Genomic DNA, 24,987 nt, shown 5'->3' on the forward strand with positions numbered 1-24,987 from the left:
GATCGCAGCCTGCGGCAGCTCCTACAGGGGGGGCTCAGTGGGCTCCGGCGGCTTTGTTCAGATCGCTTTCAGTCCATTCGGTGTAGACGCAAGCGTCGGCGGTGGCCCAGCGTACCTGCACCGGATCCCCAGCCTTGAGCGGCATGCCCGCCGCCGACAACGCCTTGACCGTCATCGAAGTCCCGCCCGACGTCACCACACTGCACGTCTGGCTCTCACCCAGAAACAGCACCTCAACAACCTTCGCGGACACTTCATTCCAACCCGCCGCCAGCGGTTCGCTGATCGCTTGCGATACGCTCAACGCCTGCGCCTTTTCCGGGCGCACCATCAGCAACACATCCTGATCAGCATGCAATCCGGCCGTCAGTCGAATCGACAACGACTGCCCTTCAAACGAAGCCGCTGCATTGCCCTGCGCCTTGAGCTTGAGGAAGTTTGAATTGCCAAGAAACGACGCGACAAAGGCATTCGGCGGGTTCTGATAAAGGTCATACCCGCTGCCCAAACCGACAATCTTGCCGTGGCTGAAAATCGCGATGCGCTGCGACAAGCGCATCGCTTCTTCCTGATCGTGGGTCACGTAGACGATGGTGATGCCCAGACGCCGATGCAACTGGCGCAGTTCATCCTGCAAATCTTCGCGCAGCTTTTTGTCCAGCGCCCCCAGCGGTTCGTCCATCAGCAGAATGCGTGGCTCGTAAACCAGTGCGCGAGCAATTGCTACACGCTGCTGTTGGCCACCGGACAGTTGCGAAGGGCGGCGATGGGCGAACTGTTCGAGTTGCACCAGCTTCAACATCGCATCGACACGCCGTTCGCGTTCGGCCGTAGCGAGTTTGCGGATCGCCAACGGGAACGCGATGTTGTCGCGCACCGACAGATGCGGGAACAGCGAATAACGCTGGAACACCATGCCGATGTCGCGCTTGTGCGGCGGCACGTTGACCAGCGACTGACCGTTGACGAGGATCTCGCCGCTGCTCGGCGTTTCGAAACCGGCAAGCATCGACAGCGTGGTGCTTTTGCCGGAGCCGCTGGAGCCGAGGAAGGTGAGGAATTCACCGTCCTTGATGTCCAGCGAGATGTCGTCCACGGCAGCAAAGTCGCCGTAGTGCTTGTTCAGGTTGCGCAGGCTGACCAGGGGTTTGTCGTTCTGCTGGGATGCGTCTTTGATCACGGCACTCATGTCGTACTCCTGGCGCTCAAGCGCTGATTTCGTTGCGCCGGCGCAGAGCGGCGGCGATCACCATGACCAATACTGACAGCCCGATCAGCAGCGTCGAAGCGACGGCGATCACCGGTGTCAGGTCTTGACGCAGGGTGGTCCACATTTTTACGGGAAGGGTTTGCAGCGTCGGGCTGGCCATCATCACGCTGAGCACCACTTCGTCCCACGAAACCAGGAAGGCGAAGAGGGCGCCGGCGACCATGCCCGGACGAATCGCCGGGAACGTCACCTTGAATACCGCTTGCAGGCGTGAGGCCCCGCAGATCACCGCTGCGTCTTCAATCGACTGATCGAACAGCTTCAACGAGTTGATGATCGAGATGATGGTGAACGGCAGTGCGACGATCACATGGCTGACGACGAAGGCGAACATCGTCCCGGTGTAACCGAGCTTGAGAAACAGCGCGTACACCGCCACGGCAATGATCACCAGCGGCACGATCATCGGCAGGGTGAACAGGCCGTAGAGCATCTCGCGGCCGGGAAAACGCCCACGCACCAAGGCAAACGCCGTCGGCAAACCGAGGGCCACGGCACAGATCGTCGTCAGTACCGCGACCTTGAGGCTGGCCGCTGCGGCGTTCATCCAGTCCGGGTTGGAGAAGAACTGGCCATACCATTTCAGCGTCCAGCCCGGTGGCGGAAACACCAGCCACTGGGATGAACCGAACGACAGCAGCACGATAAAGACGATCGGCAACAGCAAAAACAGACCGATCAACCCGGTGGTGGCGTAGAGGCCGAAACGCATGCGCCGGCTCATTGCGTTGGGAGTCAGGAGCATGTCGGCTTACCTCGCGTTGCTGGCGCCAACCGGGGATTCCGGCTGAAGCTTCAGGTAGAAGTAGAACAGCACCAGCGTGATCGCGATCAGCAACGCGGCGCCGGCACTGGCCAGGCCCCAATTGAGGAACGATTGCACCTGCTGAATGATGAACTCCGGCAGCATCATGTTCTGCGCCCCGCCGAGCAGCGCCGGGGTGACGTAGTAACCGAGCGACATCACGAACACCATCAAGCCGCCGGACGCCAGACCTGGCCGGCACAGCGGCAGGAACACCCGGAAGAAATTGGTCCAGGGACTGGCGCCGCAGATCGAGCCGGCCTGCAGAATCATCGGGTCGATGGCCTGCATGGTCGCCTGCAACGGCAGCACGATGAACGGAATCATGATGTAGCTCATGCCGATCACCACACCGGTCAGGTTGTGCACCATTTCCAGCGGCTGATCAATGATGCCCATCGCCATCAGCGCTTTGTTGATCACCCCCGAAGCTTGCAGCAGCACCAGCCACGAATAGGTGCGGGCGAGCAGGCTGGTCCACATCGACAGCAGCACGATGTTGAGAATCCAGCGCCCCCAGCCGCGTGGCACCAACGTGATCGCCCAGGCCAGCGGAAAGCCCAACAGCAGACTGAACACCGTTACCAGCCCGGCCACCGAAAAGGTGTTGAGCAGCACTCGGGCGTACGCCGAGTTAGCGAACAGTTGTTCATAGTTGCCCAGGCCAGGCACAGGTTCCAGCACGCCGCGCAACAGCAGGCCAATCAGCGGCGCAAGAAAGAACAGGCCGAGAAACAGCAGCGCCGGGAGGAGGTTGCCGGCACCGCGCCAGCGTTGTTTGAGGGACTCGGCTTGCGGCATCGCAATCGCCTTTTTGCCTTCGGCCGAGCCGGCAGCGCGTGCGGCGCTCCCGGTGGCAGTGGAGGGACGGGACGCAGTGGCCGCCATTTTCATTTGACCAGCCATTCGTTCCACCGTGTCGCGATGGCCGGACCGTTCTTGGCCCAGTACGCGAAATCAAGAGTGATCTGATCCTTAGCGTAGGCAGTCGGCAGGTTGGGGGCCAGCGTCGAATCCAGACGCTCCACACTGTCGAGGTTGACCGGGGCGTAGGCGGTCAGGTTGGAGAAGTCGGCCTGGCCCTTGGCGCTGCTGGCGTTGGCCAGAAACTTCATCGCCGCGTCCTTGTTTTTCGAGCCTTTGGGAATGACCAGAATGTCGGCCATGACCAGGTTCTGTTTCCAGCTCACGCCGACTGGCGCGCCGTCTTCCTGCAAGGCGTGAACGCGGCCGTTCCAGAACTGGCCCATGCTCGCTTCGCCGGATGCCAGCAGTTGCTGCGACTGCGCGCCGCCGCCCCACCAGACGATGTTTTTCTTGATGGTGTCGAGTTTCTTGAAGGCGCGATCCAGATCCAGCGGATAGAGCTTGTCGGCGGCTACGCCATCGGCCAGCAGCGCCAGTTCGAGTACGCCGGGGCTTGGCCATTTGTACAGGGCGCGTTTGCCGGGGTAGGTCTTCGTGTCGAACAGGGCGCTCCAGTCCTGCGGCTTGTTGGCGCCGAGTTTGCTCTCGTTGTAGCCGAGGACGAAGGAGAAGAAGAACGAGCCGACGCCGTGATCGCTGACAAAACGCGGGTCGATTTTGTCGCGCTGGATGACTTTGAAATCGAGGGGTTCGAGCAGGCCTTCAGCCGCAGCGCGCAGGGCGAAATCGGCTTCGACATCGACCACATCCCATTGCACGTTGCCGCTTTCAACCATGGCTTTGAGTTTGCCGTAGTCGGTCGGGCCATCCTGAACGACGGTGATGCCGCTGGCCTTGCTGAACGGATCAGCCCAGGCCTGTTTTTGCGCATCCTGGGTGCTTCCGCCCCAACTGACAAAATTCACGCTTTCGGCGGCCATTGCAGCCTGGCCGGTAACGCTGAGCAGTCCCGCAAAAAAGATCGCGGTTGCAGCTTTGTTCAACACCATGTTCACGCCCTCATTGTTGTGTTTTTGAGCGGGCTTGCGTTGTTGCCCGCCTGTCGGGAGCAGTAGATGGACGTTCGTTGGAGTGTCCGGTCTATGGAATATCATATTATGGTATTCCAAGCTTTCTGCAAGCACTTTGCCTGACCGGTTATCTGGCGAAGTAGTTTTTGGGGGGGCACCGAAGATGTGCAGTGGATGAAATTGTGGCGAGGGGATTTATCCCCGCTGGGCTGCGGAGCAGCCCTGAAAGCGGAAAACGCGCTATTCCTGAAGGATCGCGTTGGCAGGATTTGGGGCCGCTTCGCAGCCCAACGGGGATAAATCCCCTCACCACAGGGGCTCATCGATAACTGTGGGTTATTCGGTGTAGGGGATGCTCTCGACCACTTCCAGGTCATACCCCGTCAACCCCGCATATTTCAGCGGCGGCCCAAGATGGCGCAATTTGCCAACCCCAAGGTTCTGCAGAATCTGCGCCCCAGTCCCCACCTCCGAATAAATCCGCGACTGCGACCGGCTGAACTGCCGTGGCGGTTGGGTCAGTTGCGGAACCCGCTCCAGTAACGCCTGCGAAGACTCATGATTGGCCAGCACCACAACCACTCCATGCCCTTCAGCCGCGACCCGCTGCAGCGCCGCCCACAGCGTCCAGTTGCTTGGCCCGCTGTAGTCGGCACCGACCAGATCACGCAGCGGATCGATCACGTGCACGCGCACCAGCGTCGGTTCCTCACGGCGCACGTCACCCATGACCATCGCCATGTGCACGCCGCCCTCGATACGGTCTTCAAAGGTGATCAGGCGGAACGTGCCATGCACCGTCGGCAGGTCGCGTTCGCCAATACGTTCGATGGTGTGCTCGGTGCTCAAACGATGGTGGATCAGGTCGGCAATGGTGCCGATCTTGATCCCGTGCTGGCGCGCAAACACTTCCAGATCCGGGCGACGAGCCATGGTGCCGTCGTCGTTCATCACTTCGACGATGACCGAGGCCGGCGTAAAACCGGCCAGTCTGGCCAGATCGCAACCTGCCTCCGTATGGCCGGCGCGGGTCAGCACGCCACCTTCCTTGGCGCGCAGCGGGAAGATGTGGCCGGGCTGCACCAGGTCTTCGGCGCTGGCGTTCGGGGCCACCGCGGCTGCCACCGTGCAGGCGCGATCCGCTGCAGAAATACCGGTGGTCACGCCAACCGCCGCTTCAATCGACACGGTAAACGCGGTGCTGAACACGCTGCCATTGCTCGGCACCATCTGCTCCAGACCTAGCCGCTGGCAATGTTCGTCGGTCAACGTCAGGCAGATCAGGCCGCGTGCTTCACGGGCCATGAAACTGATCGCCTCGGGCGTGCAACAGTCGGCGGCCAGCAACAGGTCGCCTTCGTTTTCCCGATCTTCGTCATCGACCAGCAAGACCATTTTGCCGAGGCGATAATCTGCGATGATTTCTTCGATGCTGTTGAAGGCCATGCTGGACTCTCAGTGTTTGTTGGAAATATTATTGGTATACCATAATACATAATCATCAAAGAGGTCACTATGAAGGCGTACTGGATTGCTCACGTAGACATTGCCGATCCCGACCACTACAGCCAATACACCCAGCGCGGGCCGAAGGCGTTTGCGGAGTTTGGTGGGCGGTTCTTGGCCAGAGGCGGTCGCAGCGAGGCGATGGAAGGACGCAAGACCCCGCAGCGCAGCGTGGTGATCGAGTTTGATAGCTATGAACAAGCGGTGGCGTGCTACCACTCGGCGGCGTATCAAGAGGCGAAAAGTTACCGCGAGGGATGGGCGAGGGCGGAAATCATCATTGTCGAAGGCATCGCCCCCTAACCGAACATACGATCACCCTGTAGGAGCTGCCGAAGGCTCGGGCCGCGATCGGACGATCTTTTGATGTTGTTTTTCTAAAGACAAGATCAAAAGATCGCAGCCTTCGGCAGCTCCTACGGGGACTACGTTGTCTGGGGATTAGCGGATGAAATGGATCTTGCCGCTGTCGTCATTGCCCACATAGATCCCGTAAACCCCAGCCTGGCGTTCCTCGATATAGCGTTCGAGGATCTGCCGGATCGCCGGGTAATAGATCTGCTCCCACGGAATATCTTCCGGAGCGAAGAACTTATAGTCGAGGGTTTCCGGGCCGAACTGGCCGGTGATCTCCAGCGCGATGGCGCGGAAGATGATGTACACCTCGCTGATCGTCGGCACGCTGAAAATCGAGTAGGGCGAGAGGATTTCCGCGCGCACGCCGCTTTCTTCCCAGACTTCACGCAGCGCGGCCTGCTCGGTGGTTTCGCCGCTTTCCATGAAGCCTGCGGGCAGCGTCCAGGTGCCCGGGCGCGGGGGAATCGCCCGTTGGCACAAGAGGTATTTGCCGTCCTGCTCAATGATGCAGCCGGCGATGATCTTCGGATTGACGTAGTGGATGAAGCCGCAACCGCGGCACATCAGGCGCTCGTGCGTATCGCCCGGCGGTACCTGCTGACCGAGATCAGGGCCACCGCACTTTGGGCAAAAGCTCGGGCTGAACATGTCAGTGACCTATACGAGGTTCTTTGAGCGCGATGGGCAGGGTGATCGGTGGCGTGCCTTTGACGGCGACACCGGTTTCTTCCTGCTTGCGCTTGAGGTAGTCGAGAGCAACGGCAGCGGCAGCGCGAACGTGATCCACGCAAGCCTGATGCGCCAGCAGCGGATCACCGCTCTTGATCGCCTCGACCATTTTTTCCATTTCCTGGTTACTCGCGCCGCGACGGTTTTCCTGAGACACCGAGGTCGCGCGCAGGTAGCTGATACGGGCCTGCAACTGACGCAATTGCGTGGCCGCTACATGGTTGCCCGAACCTTCCAGCAGCACATCGTAGAAACCTTGTACCGAGTCGATCACTTGCTGCAATTCGCCGTCCTTGAGCGCCTTGCGGTTCTCGTCGAGGGCTTTCTCCAGGGCTTTGATGTCCTTGGCTTTGGCGCGCAGGGTGAACAGTTGCACGATCAAGCCCTCCAGCACGCAACGCAGTTCGTAGATATCGACGGCATCGGCGAGGGTGATGATGGCGACGCGGGGGCCCTTGGCATCGGCGAACTCCACCAGCCCTTCGGATTCGAGGTGACGCAAGGCTTCGCGCACCGACGTACGGCTGACGCCCAGGCGATCACACAGATCGCGTTCGACCAGACGATCCCCTGGCATAAGCTGGAAATTCATGATCGCGCTACGCAGTTTATCCAGCACGATTTCGCGCAGGGTAACGGGGTTGCGATTGACCTTGAAGCTGTCGTCGAGTGGCTGGCGTTTCATGGGGTCCGCTCTTTACTGTGGCTGTCCATGCCAGACGGGCATCAAAACAGCCGAGGGGTTAACTGGAGGCCTCCGCGTCGGCTTCGGCAAAGGCTTCACGGGCGAGCCGGAAACTGTCCACGGCCGCCGGGACGCCGCAATAAATGCCGACTTGAAGCAGAATTTCGCGTATTTGCTCACGACTCAGGCCGTTACGCAAGGCGCCACGCACATGCAGCTTGAGTTCATGCGGGCGGTTGAGCGCCGAGATCATCGCCAGGTTGATCATGCTGCGCTCCTTGAGCGACAAACCCTCGCGACCCCAGACATGGCCCCAGCAGTATTCGGTGACCATTTCCTGCAACGGGCGGGTGAAGTCGTCGGCGTTCTCTATTGAGCGTTGCACATAGGCTTCGCCCAATACCTGAGTGCGGATCTTCAGGCCTTTTTCGTACTTTTCATTGTTCATCATTCCTCCTCACACACATTCCCCTGTAGGAGCTGCCGAAGGCTGCGATCTTTTGATCTTGTCTTTAAAAATCAAAGTCAAAAGATCGCAGCCTTCGGCAGCTCCTACAGGGGATTGTGTGAATCCGTCAGGCCAGGGTCGGCAACGCGCCTAGCTTGCCCTTGTGATAAATCATCGGCGTCACTGGTTGCTCGGGCAGGATCAGATTTTTCACCGCGCCAACGATGATCGCGTGATCGCCGCCATCGTATTCACGCCACAACTCGCACTCGATGATCGCCGTAGCCTTGGCCAATATCGGGTTGCCCAGTTCGCTCAAATGCCACTCGATGTCTTTGGCCTTGTCCTTGCCTTTGCCGGCAAAGGCGTAGGCCTCGGCAGTCTGCTCGGCTGAGAGCAAATGAATGGCGAAGCGCTTGCTGTCGCGCAAGATCGGGTAGGTGTCGGAAGCGTAGTTGGGGCAGAACAGCACCAATGCCGGGTCAATCGACAGTGCGCTGAAGGCGCTCGCGGTGATGCCGACGATGCCGCCGTCCGGGTCGAGGGCGGTGACCACCGTGACGCCGGACGGAAACGAGCTCATCACGTCTTTATATATGCCGGGTTCGATCATGTCGCAGGTCTCCTAGCGCATCACAAACGGATCAGGCATTGGTGCCTGAGAAAGGTTGATCCACACCGTTTTCAGTTCGGTGTAGGCCAGCACCGAATCGATGCCGCTTTCGCGTCCATAGCCACTGTTCTTGAAGCCGCCAATCGGCGCCATGGCCGACACCGCGCGGTAGGTGTTGACCCAGATAATCCCCGACCGCACATCCCGAGCGAGGCGATGGGCGCGGCCCAGGTCACGGGTCCAGATACCGGCGGCGAGGCCAAACTGTGAATCGTTGGCGATGGCCAGCGCTTCGGTTTCATCTTTAAAGCGAATGACCGAGGCGACAGGGCCGAAAACCTCTTCCTGCATGATCTTCATCGAATTGCTGTCGCACTCGAACAGCGTCGGCTCGTAGAACCAGCCGTCACCAAGCCCCGTCGGGCGCTTGCCACCGGTACGCAAAACTGCACCTTCGGCGATCGCATCAGCCACCAGACCTTCAACCACCGCCAGCTGCTGCGCGGTTGCCATCGGGCCCATTTCACTGCTGTCTTCCTGCGGGTTGCCGATGCGAATGCGCTGGGCGCGCTCGACCAGTCGACTGACGAACTCGTCGTAGATTTCGTCCTGCACCAACAGCCGCGAGCCGGACACACAACTCTGACCGGATGCCGCGTAAATCCCGGCAATCGCGCCGTTGATCGCGCTGTCGAGATCGGCGTCGGCGAAGATGATGTTCGGCGATTTGCCGCCGAGTTCCAGCGACAACTTGGCGAAGTTCTCGGCACTGCTGCGCACCACGTGCCGTGCTGTGGCCGCGCCGCCTGTGAAGGCGATCTTGCGGATCAGTGGATGGCGGGTGAGGGCGGCGCCGGTGCTCGGGCCGTAACCGGTGACGACGTTGACCACGCCTGGCGGAATCCCGGCTTCGAGGGCCAGGCGCGCCAGCTCAAGAATGGTCGCAGAAGCATGTTCCGATGGCTTGATCACAATCGTGTTGCCGGCGGCGAGGGCCGGGGCGAGTTTGATCGCGGTCAGATAGAGCGGGCTGTTCCACGGAATGATCGCGGCGACCACACCCATGGCTTCGTGCACCGTGTAGGCGAACAGATCCGGCTTATCCAGCGGCAAGGTGCCGCCTTCGAGCTTGTCGGCAAGCCCTGCGGTGTAGTGGAAAAATTCTGGTAGATAACTGACCTGACCACGGGTTTCGCGGATCAGTTTGCCGTTGTCGCGGCTTTCCAGTTGCGCCAGTTGTTCCTTGTTCTCAGCGATCAAGTCACCGAGACGACGCAGCAGTTTGCCGCGCGCAGTGGCGGTCAGACCACGCCACGCCGGGCTGTCGAAAGCGTTTTGCGCCGATTGCACGGCGCGTTCGACGTCAGCTTCACCAGCGTCGGGCAATTCGGCCCAGGCTTGGGCCGTGGCCGGGTTGAGGCTTTCGAAAGTCTTGCCGGAGAGGGCGTCGACCCATTCTCCGCCGATGCACATCTGGAAGCGTGCGAGCGTCATGCAACGATCCCCTTTATTTGATTTTGTCGGGAGTGTGCGAATTCGAGAAATTCCAGCAATGCCTGGTTGACCAGACGCGGCGACTCTACGGGCATCATATGCCGTTGCTCGGGCAACACGGCAACCTTGGCGCCGGGGATGCGCAGGGCCAGTTGCTCGGCCATTTCCGGGGTCGAGCCCGGATCGAGCTCACCGGTGGCGATCAGCGTCGGCGCCTGAATGCTGCCCAGGTCTTCGGCGCGATACATGTCTTGGGTGGCGAACAGCTCGTAAGTGGTCAGGTAACCCTGCGGATCGTTGTTCGCCAGGGTCTGACGCAACGCGGCGATCTGCGCCGGATTCGCTGCCTGATATTCTCGGCTGAACCAGCGTGAAAGCGCCGCTTCGGCATTGGCATCAGGGCCGTGTTCGGCCGCCTGAGCGGTGCGTTCGATGACGCCATTACGCTGCTCTTCGCTGCGATTGAACACACTGTTAAGCACCACCAGGCTTTGCAGACGCTGCGGGTAATGCAGGGCAAACGCCCGCGCCACCAGACCGCCCATGGAGAAGCCGATCACCGCTGCCTCAGGCAAGTTCAAGTGATCGAGCAGCTCCAGCAACTGATCGGCATAACCGAGCAGGTTGGTGCCGCTGGCCGGTCGTGGGCTGGCACCGTGGCCGAGCATGTCGTAGGCGATCACCTGATATTGGCTGGCGAGGCCGACAATCTGGCCGCCCCACATTTCTTTGTTCAGGCCCACGCCGTGGATCAAAACCACGGGCTGGCCTTGGCCGGTCGCCAGGTAACTGGTGCCAGCCGGGGTGAGTTCAGCGGTGAGCCGAATCATGGAGCGCTCCTGCTTGCCTTTTTTATTGTGATTACTGGGCTTTTTCGGCGGCCAGTTCTTCCAGATCGATGTAGCGGTTACCGATGCGCGGGTGCAGGCGACCACCGTCGGCGCAACCCAGCACGACGACGATTTCGTCGGCGCGCGGCGCGTCTTCGATCTGCATTTCCAGGGTGATGTAGTGCGAACGCTGGCCTTCGTCGTCTTTGTGCATCATCGGGATTTGAATCGAGGTACCCGGGCCGCCGCGCTTGTTGGTGAAGCTCAGGTAGCTCTTTGCGTTGACCGCTTCGCGGTAGTGGTTGCCGAAGCGCAGGGTGTGGATCACGGCGGAGGCGTGCTCGATCTCGCCATCAGCGCCGACGACAGCGGCTTTGCCGTAGGCCTCGATTTTTTCTGCGCCGCCAATGATCCCCACCAGTCGCTCAACCATCAGCGCGCCGAGGTCGGAGCAGTTGGCGCGGATCTGCGGCTTGAGGTCTTCAACAAAGCCGTTGCCCACCCAAGGGTTTTTCATCACCACGGCGAGACCAACCATGGTCACTGGCTTGTCGGTGGCTTTGCCGCCTTCGATGAAGGTTTCTTCGACATAGCTGACGATCTTGCGAATTTCGAAACTCATGAGCTGCTCCGGTGGGGGATTCAAAGTGTCTGTCCGTCTGATGGTATACCATAATACCTATCGCGCAAGTCCCCCTTGCGAGTTTTGCGTCATCCATCCGGCGAATGGCGGTGCATTCAGCCGCCGTCGCAATCCATCGGAGCGGAGGCGATTTATATGTAGGAGCTGCGGCACGCTGCGATCTTTTGATCCTGTTTTTAAACATCAGGATCAAAAGATCGCAGCGTGCCGCAGCTCCTACAGGGGTTGTGTCGTTCCCCGGCGGTTAACAAAAGATAACGTGGCGCCGATTGTCAGACGTTTCCAAAGCCCGATAGGATGAGCCAGCTACCGAAGGGGCTCTGGATTGCGGGTTTCAGGACTATGCTTCTGACCAGCGATCGCTCGAACACCCTTGCGGCGCCCTTGAAGGCCAAATGGCCTAACAATAATAAATAGGGGAAGGTCTATGAGTCGTTGCCGCCCGCCGGCGTTACGCAACACCGCGTTGCTGGCCACAGCACTCTCGATGCTGGGCTTTGCCATGTTGTCGGCACCTGTGATTGCCGCCCAGGCTCCAGCCGATGTGGTTTATGCCACCGAATCAGCCAAAGCCGCGAAAAGCCTCATTCTTGATGTTGTCCACGCCGGCGCCCGGTTGGTGGCGGTCGGGGATCGCGGGCACATTCTCTATTCCGATGACCAGGGCAAGACCTGGACTCAGGCCAAGGTGCCGAGCCGGCAGTTGCTGACGGCCGTGTATTTTGTCGACGACAAGCACGGCTGGGCGGTCGGCCATGACGCGCAAATCCTCGCCAGCGAGGACGGCGGCCTGACCTGGACCAAACAATTCGAAGACCTCAAACGTGAATCGCCGCTGCTCGACGTCTGGTTCAAGGACGCCAGCAGCGGCTTTGCCGTGGGCGCTTACGGCGCGCTGCTGGAAACCACCGATGGCGGTAAAAACTGGGAAGACGTCAGTGACCGCCTCGACAACGAAGACCAGTTCCACCTCAACGCCATCGCTGCTGTGAAAGACGCCGGGCTGTTCATCGTCGGCGAATCGGGCAGCATGTTCCGCTCCGCCGACGAGGGCCAGACCTGGGAAAAACTCGAAGGCCCATACGAAGGCTCGCTGTTCGGCGTGATCGGCACGGCTCAACCGCAGACGCTGCTGGCTTACGGCTTGCGGGGCAACCTCTACCGCTCCAGCGATTTCGGCAGCAACTGGGAACAGGTCGAGCTGAAAGCCGCGCGCGGATCACTGGAATTCGGCCTTTCCGGCGCGACCTTGCTTGAAGACGGCTCAATCGTCATCGTCGGCAACGGCGGCTCGGTGATCAGCAGCAGCGACAACGGCGAAACCTTCAGCGTATTCAACCGCGCGGATCGCATATCCCTGTCGTCGGTCACCGCCGCCGGCAACGGCAACCTGATTCTGACCGGGCAGGGTGGCGTCCATACCACGCTGCCGAACGGCGCCGAGATCAATAATAAGAAGGCGGGGCTATGACTTCCTTGAACACACATAACCAAGAAAAGGCGACGGTCCTCGAACGCCTGATTTTCAACAACCGCCCGGCTGTGATCCTGATCTGCCTGGTGGTGAGCATTTTCCTGTTCTGGCAGGCCACGCTGATCCGGCCGTCCACCAGTTTCGAAAAAATGATCCCGCTGCAGCATCCGTTCATCGAGAAGATGATGGAGCACCGCAACGATCTGGCGAACCTGGGCAACACCGTGCGGATTTCGGTGGAAGCTACCGATGGCGACATCTTCTCCAAGGAGTACATGGAGACCCTGCGCCAGATCAACGACGAGGTGTTCTACATTTCCGGCGTTGACCGCTCCGGGCTGAAGTCGCTGTGGAGCCCGAGCGTGCGCTGGACCGAAGTGACCGAGGAGGGTTTCGCCGGCGGTGAGGTGATTCCGCAGAGCTACAACGGCTCGCAGGACAGCCTCGATCTGCTGCGCAACAACGTGCTCAAGTCCGGTCAGGTCGGGCGTCTGGTGGCCAACGACTTCAAGTCGAGCATCGTCGACATCCCGCTGCTGGAGTCCTACCCGGACCCGCAGGACCAGGGCAAGTTGCTGGCGCTGGATTACCGCAAGTTCTCCCATGAGCTGGAAGACAAGATCCGCAACAAGTTCGAAGCACAGAACCCGAACATCAAGATCCACATCGTCGGTTTCGCCAAGAAGGTCGGCGACCTGATTGACGGTCTGGTGATGGTGGTGCTGTTCTTCGGCATCGCCTTCGTGATCACCCTGATTCTGCTGCTGTGGTTCACCAACTGCGTGCGCAGCACCATCGCGGTATTGAGCACGACGCTGGTGGCGGTGGTCTGGCAACTCGGCTTGATGCACTTCTTCGGCTTCGGACTCGATCCGTATTCGATGCTGGTGCCGTTCCTGATTTTCGCCATCGGCATCTCTCATGGCGTGCAGAAGATCAACGGTATCGCTCTGCAATCCAGTGAGGCGGACAACGCGCTTACGGCTGCACGACGCACCTTCCGGCAACTGTTCCTGCCGGGGATGATCGCGATTCTCGCGGATGCGGTGGGCTTCATCACGCTGCTGATCATCGACATCGGTGTTATCCGCGAACTGGCCATCGGTGCGTCCATCGGTGTGGCGGTGATCGTGTTTACCAACCTGATCCTGTTGCCGGTCGCCATCTCCTATGTCGGCATCAGTAAACGCGCTATCGCCAAGAGCAAGAAGGACGCGAACCGCGAACATCCGTTCTGGCGCCTGCTGTCGAACTTTGCCAGCCCGAAAGTTGCACCGATCTCCGTCGCTCTGGCGCTGGTCGCCTTCGGTGGGGGCCTCTGGTACAGCCAGAACCTGAAAATCGGCGACCTCGACCAAGGCGCGCCGGAGTTGCGTCCTGATTCGCGCTACAACAAGGACAACAACTTCATCATCAGCAACTATTCGACCAGTTCCGACGTGCTGGTGGTGATGGTCAAGACCAAGGCTGAAGGCTGCTCACGCATTGAAGCCATGGCGCCGATCGATGAGCTGATGTGGAAGATGCAGAACACTGAGGGCGTGCAGTCGGCGATCTCGTTGGTGACTGTGTCCAAGCAGATGATCAAAGGCATGAACGAGGGCAACCTGAAATGGGAAACCCTGTCGCGCAACCCGGACGTGCTGAACAACTCGATTGCCCGTGCTGATGGTTTGTACAACAACAGCTGCTCGCTGGCGCCGGTGCTGGTGTTCCTCAACGACCACAAGGCGGAAACCCTTGATCGTGCGGTGCATGCGGTGCAGGAATTCGCCAAGGACAACAACAAGGACGGCCTGGAATTCATCCTTGCGGCGGGTAACGCCGGCATCGAAGCGGCCACCAACGAAGTCATCAAACAGGCTGAGCTGACCATCCTGATCCTGGTGTACATCTGCGTGGCGGTGATGTGCATGATCACCTTCCGTTCATGGGCGGCGACCTTGTGTATCGTGCTGCCGCTGGTGCTGACTTCGGTACTCGGCAACGCGCTGATGGCGTTCATGGGCATCGGTGTAAAAGTGGCGACGTTGCCGGTGGTGGCGCTGGGCGTGGGTATCGGCGTCGACTACGGGATCTACATCTACAGCCGCCTGGAAAGTTTCCTGCGTGCCGGTCTGCCGTTGCAGGAAGCCTATTACCAGACCCTGAAATCCACCGGTAAAGCGGTGCTGTTCACCGGTCTGTGCCTGGCCATCGGCGTGTGCACCTGGATCTTCTCGGCGATCAAGTTCCAGGCCGACATGGGCCTGATGCTGACCTTTATGCTGCTGTGGAACATGTTCGGTGCGCTGTGGCTGCTGCCGGCACTGGCGAAGTTCCTGATCAAGCCAGAGAAACTGGCGGGGCAGAAGGGCAATTCGCTGTTTGCACATTGATCTGAAGGGCTGAAACGACAAAGCCGCAACCTTAGGGTTGCGGCTTTTTTTGTGGATCAAGATCAAAAGATCGTCCGATCGCGGCCCGAGCCTTCGGCAGCTCCTACATGGGTTTCATTCAGGTTAGATGCCCCATGCATCGTTGAACTGCGGATGCACTCAGCCCCTGTAGGAGCTGCCGAAGGCTGCGATCTTTTGACTTTGCTTCAAGAAAGCTCAGCCCCCAACACAACACTCAACGCACTGCGCGCATCATCCAGCTGCACCAACGTTGCATGCCGAGCACCCAGCGCATCGCGATTTTCAATGGCCGTCAAAATCGCCTTGTGCCTCGGCAGCGCCAGTTCATGCAGATTCGGCCGCTGATTCGAATGTTTCAACGCCTCGGCAATCGCCACCGACAACATGTTGCACAGGTTCGCCAACAAATCATTGTGCGTCGCATCGGCAATGCGGCTATGAAAATCCAGGTCCGGTTGCAGCAGTGCTTCCGGCGTCGGCGCCGCTTCCATGCGTTGGTAGGCTTCGCCGATGGCGGCAATGTCGGCATCGGTCGCATGCTGGGCGGCGAGGGCGGCAGCGGCCGGTTCGATGATGCTGCGCACGCTGGTCAGCACATTGAAAAACTCATTCTGCGGGCTGCTTTGCATCAGCCAGTGCAGCACGTCCGGGTCGAGCATGTGCCATTCGCGGCGCGCCTTGACCACCGTGCCGACGCGCGGCTTCGAATACACCAGACCTTTGGCCACCAACACCCGCGTGGCTTCGCGCAACACTGGCCGGCTGACCGCGTACTCCTCGCACAACAAGGCTTCGGCGGGCAGTTTGTCATCGGGCAAAAAGCGTCCGGAGACGATCTGCTTGCCCAGTTCCTGGACAATGCGCGAGTGCATGCTTTTGCGGTCGGAAGGTTTACGGTAATCCATGGGGAGCGGCGCGATCCTGAGCGATGGAGATGCCGCGCATCATAACAGGCACCGGGCATTCTTGATGTGGATGCAAAACCGAATGTAGGAGTGAGCCTGCTCGCGATCGCGGTGTGACAGTCAATAGAGGTGTCAACTGACAGATTGCTATCGCGAGCAGGCTCACTCCTACAGGGGTTTGTGCTGTCAGTGAGAATGACGCGGCACTTCAGCCCCTCGGCAACCCACCAAAAAGTCAAAGTCACAGCCCTGATCCGCCTGCAACACATGGTCGATGTACAGCTGACGATAACCGCCCACCAGCAATTGCTGCGGTGGTTGCAGATCGGCCATGCGCGCCGCCAGTTCGGCATCCGGAATGTCCAGGTGCAAACGGCCAGTGGCGCAATCGAGTTCGATCCAGTCGCCTTCCTTCACCGTGGCCAGCGGCCCACCGGCTGCCGCTTCCGGCGCGACGTGCAAAACCACCGTGCCGTACGCCGTGCCGCTCATCCGCGCATCAGAAATGCGCACCATGTCGGTCACACCCTGGGCCAACAGCTTGGCAGGTAGGCCCATGTTGCCGACTTCGGCCATGCCCGGATAACCCTTCGGCCCACAGTTTTTCATTACCAGAATCGAATCTTTATCAACATCCAGTTCCGGATCGTTGATTCGCGCCTTGTACATGTCGAAGTTCTCGAACACCACTGCACGACCGCGATGCTGCATCAGTTCGGCGCTGGCGGCGGACGGTTTGAGTACCGCGCCCAGTGGCGCCAAGTTACCGCGCAGCACGCAGATACCGCCGTCGGCACGAATCGGATTGTCGAGCGTGCGGATCACCTCGTCTTCGCCATAGATCGGCGCGTCCTTGGTGTTCTCGCCGATGGACTTGCCGTTGACGGTCAGCGCATTCGGATTGGGGATCAGATTCGCTTCACCAAGACGACGCAACACCGCTGGCAAGCCTCCAGCGTAGTAAAACTCTTCCATCAAGAAACGCCCGGACGGTTGCAGATCGACAATCGTCGGCATGCCGCGGCCGATGCGCGTCCAGTCGTCCAGATCCAGCTCGACGCCAATGCGTCCGGCGATGGCTTTCAAGTGGATCACGGCGTTGGTCGAACCACCGATCGCGGCGTTAACACGGATGGCGTTTTCGAAGGCTTCCTTGGTGAGGATCTTCGACAGTTTCAGATCTTCGCGAACCATCTCCACCGCACGCATGCCGGACATGTGCGCCAGCACATAACGCCGCGCATCCACCGCTGGAATCGCCGCGTTGTGCGGCAGCGAAGTGCCCAGCGCTTCGGCCATGCAGGCCATGGTCGACGCGGTGCCCATGGTGTTGCAGGTGCCCGCCGAACGCGACATTCCGCCCTCGGCCGCGAGGAAGTCGTCAATGGTGATGGTGCCAGCCTTGACCTGTTCGCTGAGCTGCCAGACGACGGTGCCGGAGCCAATGTCCTTGCCCTTGTGCTTGCCGTTGAGCATCGGCCCGCCAGTGACGACGATGGCCGGCACGTCGCAACTGGCTGCGCCCATGAGCAGCGCCGGAGTGGTTTTGTCGCAACCGGTCAGCAGCACCACGCCGTCAATCGGGTTACCGCGAATCGCTTCCTCAACGTCCATGCTCGCCAGGTTGCGGGTGAGCATGGCGGTCGGGCGCAGGTTCGATTCGCCGTTGGAGAACACCGGGAATTCCACCGGGAATCCACCAGCCTCGATCACCCCGCGTTTGACGTGCTCCGCGATCTGGCGGAAATGCGCGTTGCACGGGGTCAGTTCCGACCAGGTATTGCAGATGCCGATGATCGGCTTGCCATGAAACTGGTGGTCGGCGATGCCCTGATTCTTCATCCAGCTGCGGTACATGAAGCCGTTCTTGTCGGCCGTGCCAAACCATTGGGCGGAGCGCAGGGTGGGTTTCTTATCAGACATGATCGATTCTCTTATTGTATGACTATAGTGTTCCAGCTGTGGCTTAACATAAGCTCAAATTCAGCTGTTTGGAAGTGTTGTTGGGTAATTAGTATTACTATATAGTCGTTTTCGACGGAGGGATGGCCCTGGCGGTTTTCCGTGAGAGGCGTCCCCCGAGGTTCTATAAAAACAACAATCGGAGACCGATCTCATGAGCCAGGAATTGCGCCTGATACGGCGCATCACACTGAAACTGATTCCCTTCCTGATCCTGCTGTACCTGATCGCCTATGTGGATCGCTCCGCCGTCGGCTTCGCCAAGCTGCACATGGGCGCCGACATCGGCATCGGCGATGCGGCCTATGGCCTCGGTGCCGGGCTGTTCTTCATTGGTTATTTCCTTTTCGAAATCCCCAGCAACCTGATGCTCGAACGCTTCGGCGCGCGGCGCTGGTTTGCGCGGATCATGATCACCTGGGGCGCGATCACCATCGGCATGGCCTTCGTCCAGGGCCCGCACAGCTTCTATGTCATGCGCTTTTTGCTCGGCGCGGCAGAAGCAGGGTTCTTCCCCGGCGTTCTCTACTACATCACCCAATGGTTCCCGGTGCGCCATCGCGGCAAGATCCTCGGGCTGTTCATTCTTTCGCAACCCATCGCCATGATGATCACCGGTCCCGTGTCCGGCGGTTTGCTGGGCATGGACGGCATTCTCGGCCTGCACGGCTGGCAGTGGCTGTTCATCGTCATCGGCACCCCGGCGATCCTGCTGACCTGGCCGGTGCTGCGCTGGTTGCCTGACGGCCCGCAACAGGTGAAGTGGATGGATCAGGCCGAGAAAGACTGGCTGACCGGCGAGCTGAAAAAGGATCTGCAGGAGTACGGCCAGACCCGTCACGGCAATCCTTTGCATGCGCTGAAAGACAAACGCGTGTTGCTGCTGGCGCTGTTCTATCTGCCGGTGACTCTGAGCATTTACGGCCTCGGCTTGTGGTTGCCGACGTTGATCAAACAGTTCGGCGGCAGCGATCTGATGACCGGTTTCGTGTCGTCGGTGCCGTACATCTTCGGGATCATCGGTCTGCTGATCATCCCGCGCAGTTCCGATCGCATGAACGATCGCTACGGGCATTTGGCGGTGCTTTATGTACTGGGCGCGATTGGCTTGTTCCTCAGTGCCTGGCTGACATTGCCGGTGGCGCAACTGGCAGCGCTGTGTCTGGTGGCGTTTGCGCTGTTTTCCTGCACGGCGGTGTTCTGGACGCTGCCGGGGCGGTTCTTTGCCGGTGCGAGTGCGGCGGCGGGGATCGCGCTGATCAACTCGGTGGGCAACCTCGGCGGCTACATCGGGCCGTTCGTGATCGGGGCGCTGAAAGAACACACCGGCAATCTGGCTTCGGGGTTGTACTTCCTGTCGGGAGTGATGGTGTTTGGGCTGATTCTGACTGGCGTGGTGTATCGCGTGCTGGAGCGTAAACACGTGTTGCCGGCTGATCAATTTGCCGCGAGTGCGCGTGGTGCGACCCGCACCTAAATGACTGATACCGGCCTCTGTAGGAGTGAGCCTGCTCGCGATAGCGCCGGCACATTCAACATTGTTGGTGGCTGATACACCGCTATCGCGAGCAGGCTCACTCCTACAGGGATCTGCGGTGTTTTTGAAGCAATAGGAGAAAAACATGCATCTGGTTCAATTCGAATTGAGTAACGGCGAACGCCGCGTCGGCGTGGTCGAAAGCGCTGTGGTGCGCGAAGTGCAGGATGCCCGCAGCGTGCGTGATCTGGCCCTGGCCGCCATCGAAGCCGGCGGCACTCTGGAGCAGCAAGTAAAAAGCCTCGGCCTGGGCACCAGCCATGACTATGCGCAGTTGCTCAAAGACCTGCGCATCCTGCCGCCGCTTGATCACCCGGACCCGGCGCACATGCTGGTCAGCGGCACCGGTCTGACGCATCTGGGCAGCGCCTCGGCCCGCGACAAGATGCACCAGCAGGCCGGTGACGAAACCGCGATGACCGACACCATGAAAATCTTCAAATGGGGCGTCGAGGGTGGCAAACCGGCGGCGGGGCAGGCGGGTGTTCAGCCGGAATGGTTCTACAAGGGCGACGGCAGCATCGTCGTGCGTCCGGGCGAAGCCTTCCCGTTGCCGCCGTTTGCCGAAGACGCTGGCGAAGAGCCGGAGATGGCCGGCCTGTACATCATCGGCCACGACGGCAAGCCGTATCGCCTGGGCTTCGCCGTCGGCAACGAGTTCTCCGATCACGTCATGGAGCGCAAGAATTACCTGTACCTGGCCCACTCGAAATTGCGCAGTTGCAGTTATGGCCCGGAACTTCGCGTCGGTGAGCTACCCCAACACCTTGCAGGCACCAGTCGTATCCTGCGTGATGGCGAAGTGTTGTGGCAGAACGAGTTCCTCAGTGGCGAGGCCAACATGTGCCACAGCCTGGCGAACCTCGAATACCACCACTTCAAGTACAGCCAGTTCCTGCGCCCGGGCGACGTGCACATTCACTTTTTCGGCACCGCGACCTTGTCGTTCGCCGATGGCATTCGCACCCAACCGGGTGACGTTTTCGAAATCAGCCAGGCCGAATTCGGCGCACCGCTGATCAATGGCATCGCCCCGGTTCAAGCGGTTTTCGAACCGGACAGCATCGGCACCCTTTAAGGAGATCCCATGACTCAGATTCTCGGTCACAACTACATCGGCGGTCAGCGTAGCGCTGCCGGCAACGTCAAACTGCAAAGCGTCGACGCGACGACGGGCGAACAACTGCCTCACGATTTCATCCAGGCGACGGCCGAAGAAGTTGACGCCGCCGCCAAAGCCGCCGCTGCCGCCTACCCGGCCTATCGCAGCCTCAGCGCCGAGCGCCGCGCGCAGTTTCTAGACGCGATTGCCGACGAACTGGACGCGCTCGGTGATGATTTCGTCGCCGTTGTCTGCCGCGAAACCGCGTTGCCGGCTGGCCGCATTCAGGGCGAACGCGGTCGCACCAGCGGCCAGATGCGCCTGTTCGCCAAAGTGCTGCGCCGTGGCGATTTCTATGGGGCACGGATCGATTTGCCGTTGCCGGATCGCCAGCCATTGCCGCGCCCGGATCTGCGTCAGTACCGCATCGGCCTTGGCCCGGTTGCGGTGTTCGGCGCGAGCAATTTTCCACTGGCGTTTTCCACTGCCGGCGGAGACACCGCATCGGCACTCGCTGCCGGTTGCCCGGTGGTGTTCAAGGCGCACAGCGGTCACATGGCCACGGCCGAGCTGGTGGCTGATGCACTGATTCGTGCGGCGGAAAAAACCGAGATGCCAGCGGGTGTGTTCAACATGATCTACGGCGGTGGCGTCGGCGAGTGGCTGGTCAAGCATCCGGCGATTCAGGCTGTGGGTTTCACCGGTTCGCTCAAGGGTGGACGTGCGTTGTGCGACATGGCCGCGGCACGCCCGCAACCGATCCCGGTGTTTGCCGAGATGTCGAGCATCAACCCGGTCATCGTCTTGCCGCAGGCGCTGGCCGCTCGCTCGGAAAGCGTCGCTCGCGACCTCACCGCGTCGGTCGTGCAGGGCTGCGGTCAGTTCTGCACCAATCCCGGTTTGGTCATCGGTATTCGCTCGCCTGAATTCAGCGCATTCGTGCAACAGGTTGCAGGTTTGATCGGCGACCAATCGGCGCAAACCATGCTCAATGCCGGCACCCTTGGCAGTTACGGCAACGGCTTGCAGAAGCTTCTCGCGCATCAAGGCATTGAGCATCTGGCGGGCAATCCGCAGCAGGGCAATCAAGCGCAGCCGCAACTTTTCAAAGCGGATGTCAGCCTTTTGATCAACGGCGATGAAGTACTGCAGGAAGAGGTGTTCGGCCCAACGACAGTGATTGTCGAGGTGGCCGATCAAGTGCAACTCAGTGCCGCATTGAACGGTTTGCACGGGCAGCTCACCGCGACGATTATCGGCGAGCCTAGTGATTTTGAGCAGTTCGCAGAACTCACGCCGCTGCTGGAGCAGAAGGTCGGGCGGATCCTGCTAAACGGTTATCCGACCGGTGTCGAGGTGTGTGATTCGATGGTCCATGGAGGTCCGTATCCGGCAACATCCGATGCCCGTGGCACTTCGGTCGGCACGCTGGCTATCGACCGTTTCCTGCGTCCGGTGTGTTTCCAGAACTACCCGGACAGCTTGCTGCCGGAACCGCTGAAAAACGCCAACCCGTTGCGTATCCAGCGCCTGGTGGATGGCAAGCCATCGCGCGAAGCGTTGTAAGGCAACACCCATAACCTGTGGGACTTGCCAGCGATGACTGCGGCACATCCCACATTGATGTGTCAGACAGATTGCTATCGCTGGCAAGCCAGCTCCCACAGGGATCTGCATCGACAATAAGCTATCATTCGCTCTTTCCCCCCTACAAAGACTGTTCACCATGACTGCCCCAACCCTTCTCAACGCCCTCGAACACTGCGGAATGGTCGAAATCGACGGCCTGCACGCTTTCGAATTCGCCCTCGATGAAGACGACAATCTGCACATCGAATGCATCGATGGCCGAGCGGCCAAGCATTGGGAATTCACCCCGGCTCAAGTTGAAGCGGCGACGTTTGACGAAGCTCTGCAGAGCTGGCTAGTCATTGGCTATGCCAGCGATACCAAGACCACCGGCGAACACCGTCTGGTGTGCCTTGGCGACGTAGTCAGCAGCAGCGACGACGAGGATGAAACTGATGAAAATGCGTAAATTCTGGCCGCTGCTGATGGCCGGCAGCGTCGGTGCGATGGGCCTTTCCAGTGCATCCGCTGAAAGCTTCCAGCTGCTGGTCGGCTCTTACACTGCCGGCGCGAGCCAAGGCATCTATCGGATGAGCTTCGATAGCGCCACTGGTCAGATCGAAGCCAAACCACTGCAAGTGGTGAAAAGCGAAAACCCATCGTGGCTCACTCTGTCCAAAGACCAGAAACGCTTGTTCGTGGTCAACGAAAATGGTCCAGGCCAAACCGATCCGGTCGGTCGCGTCAGCAGTTATGCGATCGATCCGAAAACCCATGCGCTTAGTCTGATCAATCAAGTACAAAGCCTGGGCAACGAGCCGACCCATTCGAGCCTCAGTGGTGACGCCAGCCATTTGTTCGTCAGCAACTATTCGGTGATGGAAGATCCGGGCGGCACGCTCGCGGTGTTGCCGGTAGGGGCAGACGGCAAACTCAAACCGGTGGTGCAGATGAGCGCCCACCCGGCGAGCCGGGTCAATCCCGAGCGTCAGGCGTCGAACCACGTGCATTCGACGGTCTCCTCGCCGGACGGCCGTTATGTGTTCTCCAATGATCTGGGCGCGGACAAGGTCTTCATCTACCAGTTCGACCCGAAGGCCAACCCGGATTTGCCGCTGACCCCGGCAAAAACCGCCTCGGTGGCCATGCCTGCCGGCAGCGGTCCGCGTCATCTGTTGTTCAGTGCTGACGGCAAACATGCCTGGCTGACCATGGAAATGAGTGCTCAAGTCGCGGTATTCGATTACAACGACGGCGTGCTGACTCAGACACAACTGGTAGACCTCGCGGCTGGCCAACCGACCTCGGACAAGGCAGGGGCTGCGCTGCATGCTTCCGCTGACGGCAAATTCCTCTACGTCAGCAACCGTGGCACCGCCAATCAGTTGGTCGTGTTCAGCATTGATCCGGCCACCGGCCAACTCAAAGAGCTGCAAAAACGTTCGGTGGAAGGTGATCACCCGCGCGAATTCAGCCTCGACCCGAGTGGCAAATTCCTGCTGATTGCCAACCAGAAGAGCAATGAGATTGTCGTTGTCGAACGCGATGGCAAGACCGGTCTGCTCGGCAAAACCGTGCAGAAACTGCCGATGGACGCGCCGAGCGACCTGAAGTTTGTAGTGCGACAATAAGCCACAGGCCCCGGTTCGCGGGGCCTGTCTCTATGTATTAATCGCGCTGATAACTGCTACTGTTACAAAGCATTTCAAGCGTTCAACCCTCGAGCGTTAAGTTGGCTCCACAGCCCAACCGGGCAAGCAAGCCAACCGAACACGAGGGTTACCGCCATGAACTTCAATCTTTTCTCCGTCATCGCCGCTTCCGCCATCTCCGCCACCGTGGTTCTGCCAGCCAGTGCCAACGTCGAAATCAACAGCAAAAAATCCCACGCCCAGAGCTACACCCAGAAATATCTGCAACAAAGCGCCAACTTCTACGCTGCGCTGGATCACAAAGCCCAACACTGAGCACACAGACAAAACTCCCCTGTAGGAGCTGCCGAAGGCTGCGATCTTTTGATCTTCAACGTCAAAAGATCGCAGCCTTCGGCAGCTCCTACATGTGTGTGCGTTTGACCACACGATAGGTTTTATTCAACGCCGAAATAGACCGGCTTAATGATCAACGAAGCTGATGTTCACTATGGAAAACCCTGAGTGGTTGCCACAGCTTTTTTGATCGATTCTGTGGGCATCGAAACATGCCCACGGGAGAACACCATGGCCAGCGCAATCATCTCTTCTGCCAAATTCGGCGCCTACCTGGCCATCGGCCTTTACCTGGCGCTGGTGCTGATCGTCAGCATCTCATCGCAGATGGAACACAGCTTCGACGCACCGATTCAGGTCGCAAGTCCCGGCATTCAGTTCGAACACCGCTCGCAAAGCGTGATGGTCGACCGGGCTGAACTCGCAGGGGTCGGCGGCGCATGAAAGGCTACAGACTTTGGGTTATCGCCAGTCTCGCGTTGATGACTAACGGCGCGTCGTTGCTGGGCATTGGGCAGGGCTCGGTGGGAGCGCTGGCGCGAGCCATAGAGGCCAATCACAACATCGCCCACGACATCGAACGGGCGAATACGCTGGGGCTGCTGGCCGGCAATCCGCCGAGCAAGGCCGCAGCGAATTTTCTCGGGCCGTTCGAAGTCGATTGCTCGGCCCTCGGGATGTGCCAGGTGCTGGCTTGACCTGCAGGTTTGACCAAACTCCAACACTTGCCTTGA

25 protein-coding genes are annotated in these 24,987 nt (G+C 59.7%); 11 read left to right on the top strand and 14 right to left on the bottom strand.

Translation table 11 applies throughout. The features are described from left to right. Window positions 1-34 precede the first annotated feature (34 nt). From ICA16_RS02615 to ribBA, 5 genes are all read right to left on the bottom strand, one after another. Window positions 35-1,189 carry an ABC transporter ATP-binding protein gene (locus ICA16_RS02615; RefSeq protein ID WP_210699861.1) on the bottom strand — a complete coding sequence of 385 codons (1,155 nt, stop codon included), beginning with the start codon at window positions 1,187-1,189 and terminating at the stop codon, window positions 35-37. A gap of 16 nt (window positions 1,190-1,205) precedes the next feature. Further along, window positions 1,206-2,015 carry an ABC transporter permease gene (locus tag ICA16_RS02620; RefSeq protein ID WP_007918021.1) on the bottom strand — a complete coding sequence of 270 codons (810 nt, stop codon included), beginning with the start codon at window positions 2,013-2,015 and terminating at the stop codon, window positions 1,206-1,208. A gap of 6 nt (window positions 2,016-2,021) precedes the next feature. Then, window positions 2,022-2,969: an ABC transporter permease gene (locus tag ICA16_RS02625; RefSeq protein ID WP_042559517.1), complete on the bottom strand. Its 948-nt coding sequence runs from the start codon at window positions 2,967-2,969 to the stop codon at window positions 2,022-2,024. After that, on the bottom strand, window positions 2,966-3,991 hold the full coding sequence (locus ICA16_RS02630; RefSeq protein WP_150602761.1) for an ABC transporter substrate-binding protein: 1,026 nt from the start codon (window positions 3,989-3,991) through the stop codon (window positions 2,966-2,968). Before ICA16_RS02630 ends, ICA16_RS02625 begins: the two co-directional genes overlap by 4 nt. A gap of 357 nt (window positions 3,992-4,348) precedes the next feature. Beyond that, window positions 4,349-5,458 (bottom strand): bifunctional 3,4-dihydroxy-2-butanone-4-phosphate synthase/GTP cyclohydrolase II, encoded by a 1,110-nt coding sequence (gene ribBA / locus ICA16_RS02635; RefSeq protein WP_210699862.1) that lies wholly within the window; start codon window positions 5,456-5,458, stop codon window positions 4,349-4,351. Window positions 5,459-5,527: 69 nt separating this feature from the next. Between ribBA and ICA16_RS02640 the strand changes: the two genes are divergently transcribed. Next, window positions 5,528-5,821, top strand: coding sequence for a DUF1330 domain-containing protein (locus ICA16_RS02640; RefSeq protein WP_210699863.1), 294 nt, complete (start codon window positions 5,528-5,530; stop codon window positions 5,819-5,821). A gap of 138 nt (window positions 5,822-5,959) precedes the next feature. On the opposite strand, the gene ICA16_RS02645 is transcribed toward ICA16_RS02640, so the two are convergent. The 7 genes from ICA16_RS02645 to ICA16_RS02675 form a co-directional block, all read right to left on the bottom strand. After that, the gene (locus ICA16_RS02645; RefSeq protein WP_210699864.1) at window positions 5,960-6,523 is read right to left on the bottom strand and encodes an NUDIX hydrolase; all 564 of its coding nucleotides are present in this window, start codon (window positions 6,521-6,523) and stop codon (window positions 5,960-5,962) included. Window position 6,524: 1 nt separating this feature from the next. Next, complete coding sequence (locus ICA16_RS02650) at window positions 6,525-7,289, bottom strand: GntR family transcriptional regulator (RefSeq protein WP_150602758.1); 765 nt, start codon at window positions 7,287-7,289, stop codon at window positions 6,525-6,527. Window positions 7,290-7,347: 58 nt separating this feature from the next. Further along, entirely contained in the window at window positions 7,348-7,737 is a 390-nt protein-coding gene (locus ICA16_RS02655) for a carboxymuconolactone decarboxylase family protein (RefSeq protein ID WP_065259878.1), read from the bottom strand. Window positions 7,738-7,864: 127 nt separating this feature from the next. Then, complete coding sequence (locus tag ICA16_RS02660) at window positions 7,865-8,350, bottom strand: flavin reductase family protein (protein ID WP_210699865.1); 486 nt, start codon at window positions 8,348-8,350, stop codon at window positions 7,865-7,867. A gap of 12 nt (window positions 8,351-8,362) precedes the next feature. Then, window positions 8,363-9,844, bottom strand: a complete 1,482-nt coding sequence (locus tag ICA16_RS02665; protein WP_210699866.1) for an aldehyde dehydrogenase — start codon at window positions 9,842-9,844, stop codon at window positions 8,363-8,365. Then, the gene (locus tag ICA16_RS02670) at window positions 9,841-10,674 is read right to left on the bottom strand and encodes an alpha/beta fold hydrolase (RefSeq protein WP_210699867.1); all 834 of its coding nucleotides are present in this window, start codon (window positions 10,672-10,674) and stop codon (window positions 9,841-9,843) included. The genes ICA16_RS02665 and ICA16_RS02670 overlap by 4 nt, the downstream gene beginning before the upstream one ends. A gap of 31 nt (window positions 10,675-10,705) precedes the next feature. Further along, window positions 10,706-11,296 carry an amino acid synthesis family protein gene (locus ICA16_RS02675; RefSeq protein ID WP_007917992.1) on the bottom strand — a complete coding sequence of 197 codons (591 nt, stop codon included), beginning with the start codon at window positions 11,294-11,296 and terminating at the stop codon, window positions 10,706-10,708. A 448-nt stretch (window positions 11,297-11,744) separates the two neighbouring features. On the opposite strand from ICA16_RS02675, the gene ICA16_RS02680 reads away from it, so the two are divergent. Together ICA16_RS02680 and ICA16_RS02685 are read left to right on the top strand one after the other, a co-directional pair. After that, a complete protein-coding gene (locus ICA16_RS02680) occupies window positions 11,745-12,788 on the top strand; it encodes a WD40/YVTN/BNR-like repeat-containing protein (protein ID WP_150602754.1) in 1,044 nt (347 codons plus the stop codon). Beyond that, window positions 12,785-15,169, top strand: a complete 2,385-nt coding sequence (locus ICA16_RS02685; RefSeq protein ID WP_150602753.1) for an efflux RND transporter permease subunit — start codon at window positions 12,785-12,787, stop codon at window positions 15,167-15,169. Before ICA16_RS02680 ends, ICA16_RS02685 begins: the two co-directional genes overlap by 4 nt. 206 nt (window positions 15,170-15,375) lie before the next feature. Here ICA16_RS02685 and ICA16_RS02690 read toward each other — a convergent pair whose 3' ends face one another. Further along, window positions 15,376-16,095: a FadR/GntR family transcriptional regulator gene (locus ICA16_RS02690; protein WP_150592137.1), complete on the bottom strand. Its 720-nt coding sequence runs from the start codon at window positions 16,093-16,095 to the stop codon at window positions 15,376-15,378. Between the two features lie 186 nt (window positions 16,096-16,281). Then, window positions 16,282-18,018 (bottom strand): IlvD/Edd family dehydratase, encoded by a 1,737-nt coding sequence (locus ICA16_RS02695; RefSeq protein WP_150615390.1) that lies wholly within the window; start codon window positions 18,016-18,018, stop codon window positions 16,282-16,284. Window positions 18,019-18,211: 193 nt separating this feature from the next. Here ICA16_RS02695 and ICA16_RS02700 point away from each other — a divergent pair, with 193 nt between their 5' ends. From ICA16_RS02700 to ICA16_RS02735, 8 genes are all read left to right on the top strand, one after another. Beyond that, window positions 18,212-19,534, top strand: a complete 1,323-nt coding sequence (locus ICA16_RS02700; RefSeq protein WP_150602752.1) for an MFS transporter — start codon at window positions 18,212-18,214, stop codon at window positions 19,532-19,534. A 145-nt stretch (window positions 19,535-19,679) separates the two neighbouring features. Then, the gene (gene araD1, locus ICA16_RS02705; protein WP_210699868.1) at window positions 19,680-20,672 is read left to right on the top strand and encodes an AraD1 family protein; all 993 of its coding nucleotides are present in this window, start codon (window positions 19,680-19,682) and stop codon (window positions 20,670-20,672) included. Between the two features lie 9 nt (window positions 20,673-20,681). Continuing rightward, window positions 20,682-22,262 (top strand): aldehyde dehydrogenase (NADP(+)), encoded by a 1,581-nt coding sequence (locus ICA16_RS02710; protein ID WP_210699869.1) that lies wholly within the window; start codon window positions 20,682-20,684, stop codon window positions 22,260-22,262. Window positions 22,263-22,422: 160 nt separating this feature from the next. After that, window positions 22,423-22,734: a DUF5629 family protein gene (locus tag ICA16_RS02715; RefSeq protein ID WP_210552918.1), complete on the top strand. Its 312-nt coding sequence runs from the start codon at window positions 22,423-22,425 to the stop codon at window positions 22,732-22,734. Then, complete coding sequence (locus ICA16_RS02720) at window positions 22,721-23,896, top strand: lactonase family protein (RefSeq protein ID WP_210699870.1); 1,176 nt, start codon at window positions 22,721-22,723, stop codon at window positions 23,894-23,896. The genes ICA16_RS02715 and ICA16_RS02720 overlap by 14 nt, the downstream gene beginning before the upstream one ends. 156 nt (window positions 23,897-24,052) lie before the next feature. After that, window positions 24,053-24,232 carry a hypothetical protein gene (locus tag ICA16_RS02725; RefSeq protein WP_150602747.1) on the top strand — a complete coding sequence of 60 codons (180 nt, stop codon included), beginning with the start codon at window positions 24,053-24,055 and terminating at the stop codon, window positions 24,230-24,232. Window positions 24,233-24,484: 252 nt separating this feature from the next. Next, window positions 24,485-24,697, top strand: a complete 213-nt coding sequence (locus ICA16_RS02730; protein WP_150602746.1) for a hypothetical protein — start codon at window positions 24,485-24,487, stop codon at window positions 24,695-24,697. Next, window positions 24,694-24,951, top strand: a complete 258-nt coding sequence (locus ICA16_RS02735) for a hypothetical protein (RefSeq protein ID WP_042559497.1) — start codon at window positions 24,694-24,696, stop codon at window positions 24,949-24,951. Before ICA16_RS02730 ends, ICA16_RS02735 begins: the two co-directional genes overlap by 4 nt. Window positions 24,952-24,987: the final 36 nt, after the last annotated feature.

The organism is Pseudomonas anatoliensis, from assembly GCF_017976235.1.
In the GTDB taxonomy this organism is placed as follows: Bacteria; Pseudomonadota; Gammaproteobacteria; order Pseudomonadales; family Pseudomonadaceae; genus Aquipseudomonas; species Aquipseudomonas anatoliensis.

What these genes read in the sequence shown, in the direction of transcription:
- ICA16_RS02660 (WP_210699865.1), bottom strand. Translation starts at nt 8,350, where the DNA reads ATGATCGAACCCGGCATATATAAAGACGTGATGAGCTCGTTTCCGTCC.
- ICA16_RS02625 (WP_042559517.1), bottom strand. Translation starts at nt 2,969, where the DNA reads ATGAAAATGGCGGCCACTGCGTCCCGTCCCTCCACTGCCACCGGGAGC.
- ICA16_RS02630 (WP_150602761.1), bottom strand. Translation starts at nt 3,991, where the DNA reads ATGGTGTTGAACAAAGCTGCAACCGCGATCTTTTTTGCGGGACTGCTC.
- ICA16_RS02665 (WP_210699866.1), bottom strand. Translation starts at nt 9,844, where the DNA reads ATGACGCTCGCACGCTTCCAGATGTGCATCGGCGGAGAATGGGTCGAC.
- ICA16_RS02685 (WP_150602753.1), top strand. Translation starts at nt 12,785, where the DNA reads ATGACTTCCTTGAACACACATAACCAAGAAAAGGCGACGGTCCTCGAA.
- ICA16_RS02730 (WP_150602746.1), top strand. Translation starts at nt 24,485, where the DNA reads ATGGCCAGCGCAATCATCTCTTCTGCCAAATTCGGCGCCTACCTGGCC.
- ICA16_RS02640 (WP_210699863.1), top strand. Translation starts at nt 5,528, where the DNA reads ATGAAGGCGTACTGGATTGCTCACGTAGACATTGCCGATCCCGACCAC.
- ICA16_RS02725 (WP_150602747.1), top strand. Translation starts at nt 24,053, where the DNA reads ATGAACTTCAATCTTTTCTCCGTCATCGCCGCTTCCGCCATCTCCGCC.
- ICA16_RS02720 (WP_210699870.1), top strand. Translation starts at nt 22,721, where the DNA reads ATGAAAATGCGTAAATTCTGGCCGCTGCTGATGGCCGGCAGCGTCGGT.
- ICA16_RS02655 (WP_065259878.1), bottom strand. Translation starts at nt 7,737, where the DNA reads ATGAACAATGAAAAGTACGAAAAAGGCCTGAAGATCCGCACTCAGGTA.
- ICA16_RS02735 (WP_042559497.1), top strand. Translation starts at nt 24,694, where the DNA reads ATGAAAGGCTACAGACTTTGGGTTATCGCCAGTCTCGCGTTGATGACT.
- araD1 (WP_210699868.1), top strand. Translation starts at nt 19,680, where the DNA reads ATGCATCTGGTTCAATTCGAATTGAGTAACGGCGAACGCCGCGTCGGC.
- ICA16_RS02675 (WP_007917992.1), bottom strand. Translation starts at nt 11,296, where the DNA reads ATGAGTTTCGAAATTCGCAAGATCGTCAGCTATGTCGAAGAAACCTTC.
- ICA16_RS02670 (WP_210699867.1), bottom strand. Translation starts at nt 10,674, where the DNA reads ATGATTCGGCTCACCGCTGAACTCACCCCGGCTGGCACCAGTTACCTG.
- ICA16_RS02645 (WP_210699864.1), bottom strand. Translation starts at nt 6,523, where the DNA reads ATGTTCAGCCCGAGCTTTTGCCCAAAGTGCGGTGGCCCTGATCTCGGT.
- ribBA (WP_210699862.1), bottom strand. Translation starts at nt 5,458, where the DNA reads ATGGCCTTCAACAGCATCGAAGAAATCATCGCAGATTATCGCCTCGGC.
- ICA16_RS02690 (WP_150592137.1), bottom strand. Translation starts at nt 16,095, where the DNA reads ATGGATTACCGTAAACCTTCCGACCGCAAAAGCATGCACTCGCGCATT.
- ICA16_RS02650 (WP_150602758.1), bottom strand. Translation starts at nt 7,289, where the DNA reads ATGAAACGCCAGCCACTCGACGACAGCTTCAAGGTCAATCGCAACCCC.
- ICA16_RS02615 (WP_210699861.1), bottom strand. Translation starts at nt 1,189, where the DNA reads ATGAGTGCCGTGATCAAAGACGCATCCCAGCAGAACGACAAACCCCTG.
- ICA16_RS02680 (WP_150602754.1), top strand. Translation starts at nt 11,745, where the DNA reads ATGAGTCGTTGCCGCCCGCCGGCGTTACGCAACACCGCGTTGCTGGCC.
- ICA16_RS02620 (WP_007918021.1), bottom strand. Translation starts at nt 2,015, where the DNA reads ATGCTCCTGACTCCCAACGCAATGAGCCGGCGCATGCGTTTCGGCCTC.
- ICA16_RS02715 (WP_210552918.1), top strand. Translation starts at nt 22,423, where the DNA reads ATGACTGCCCCAACCCTTCTCAACGCCCTCGAACACTGCGGAATGGTC.
- ICA16_RS02700 (WP_150602752.1), top strand. Translation starts at nt 18,212, where the DNA reads ATGAGCCAGGAATTGCGCCTGATACGGCGCATCACACTGAAACTGATT.
- ICA16_RS02710 (WP_210699869.1), top strand. Translation starts at nt 20,682, where the DNA reads ATGACTCAGATTCTCGGTCACAACTACATCGGCGGTCAGCGTAGCGCT.
- ICA16_RS02695 (WP_150615390.1), bottom strand. Translation starts at nt 18,018, where the DNA reads ATGTCTGATAAGAAACCCACCCTGCGCTCCGCCCAATGGTTTGGCACG.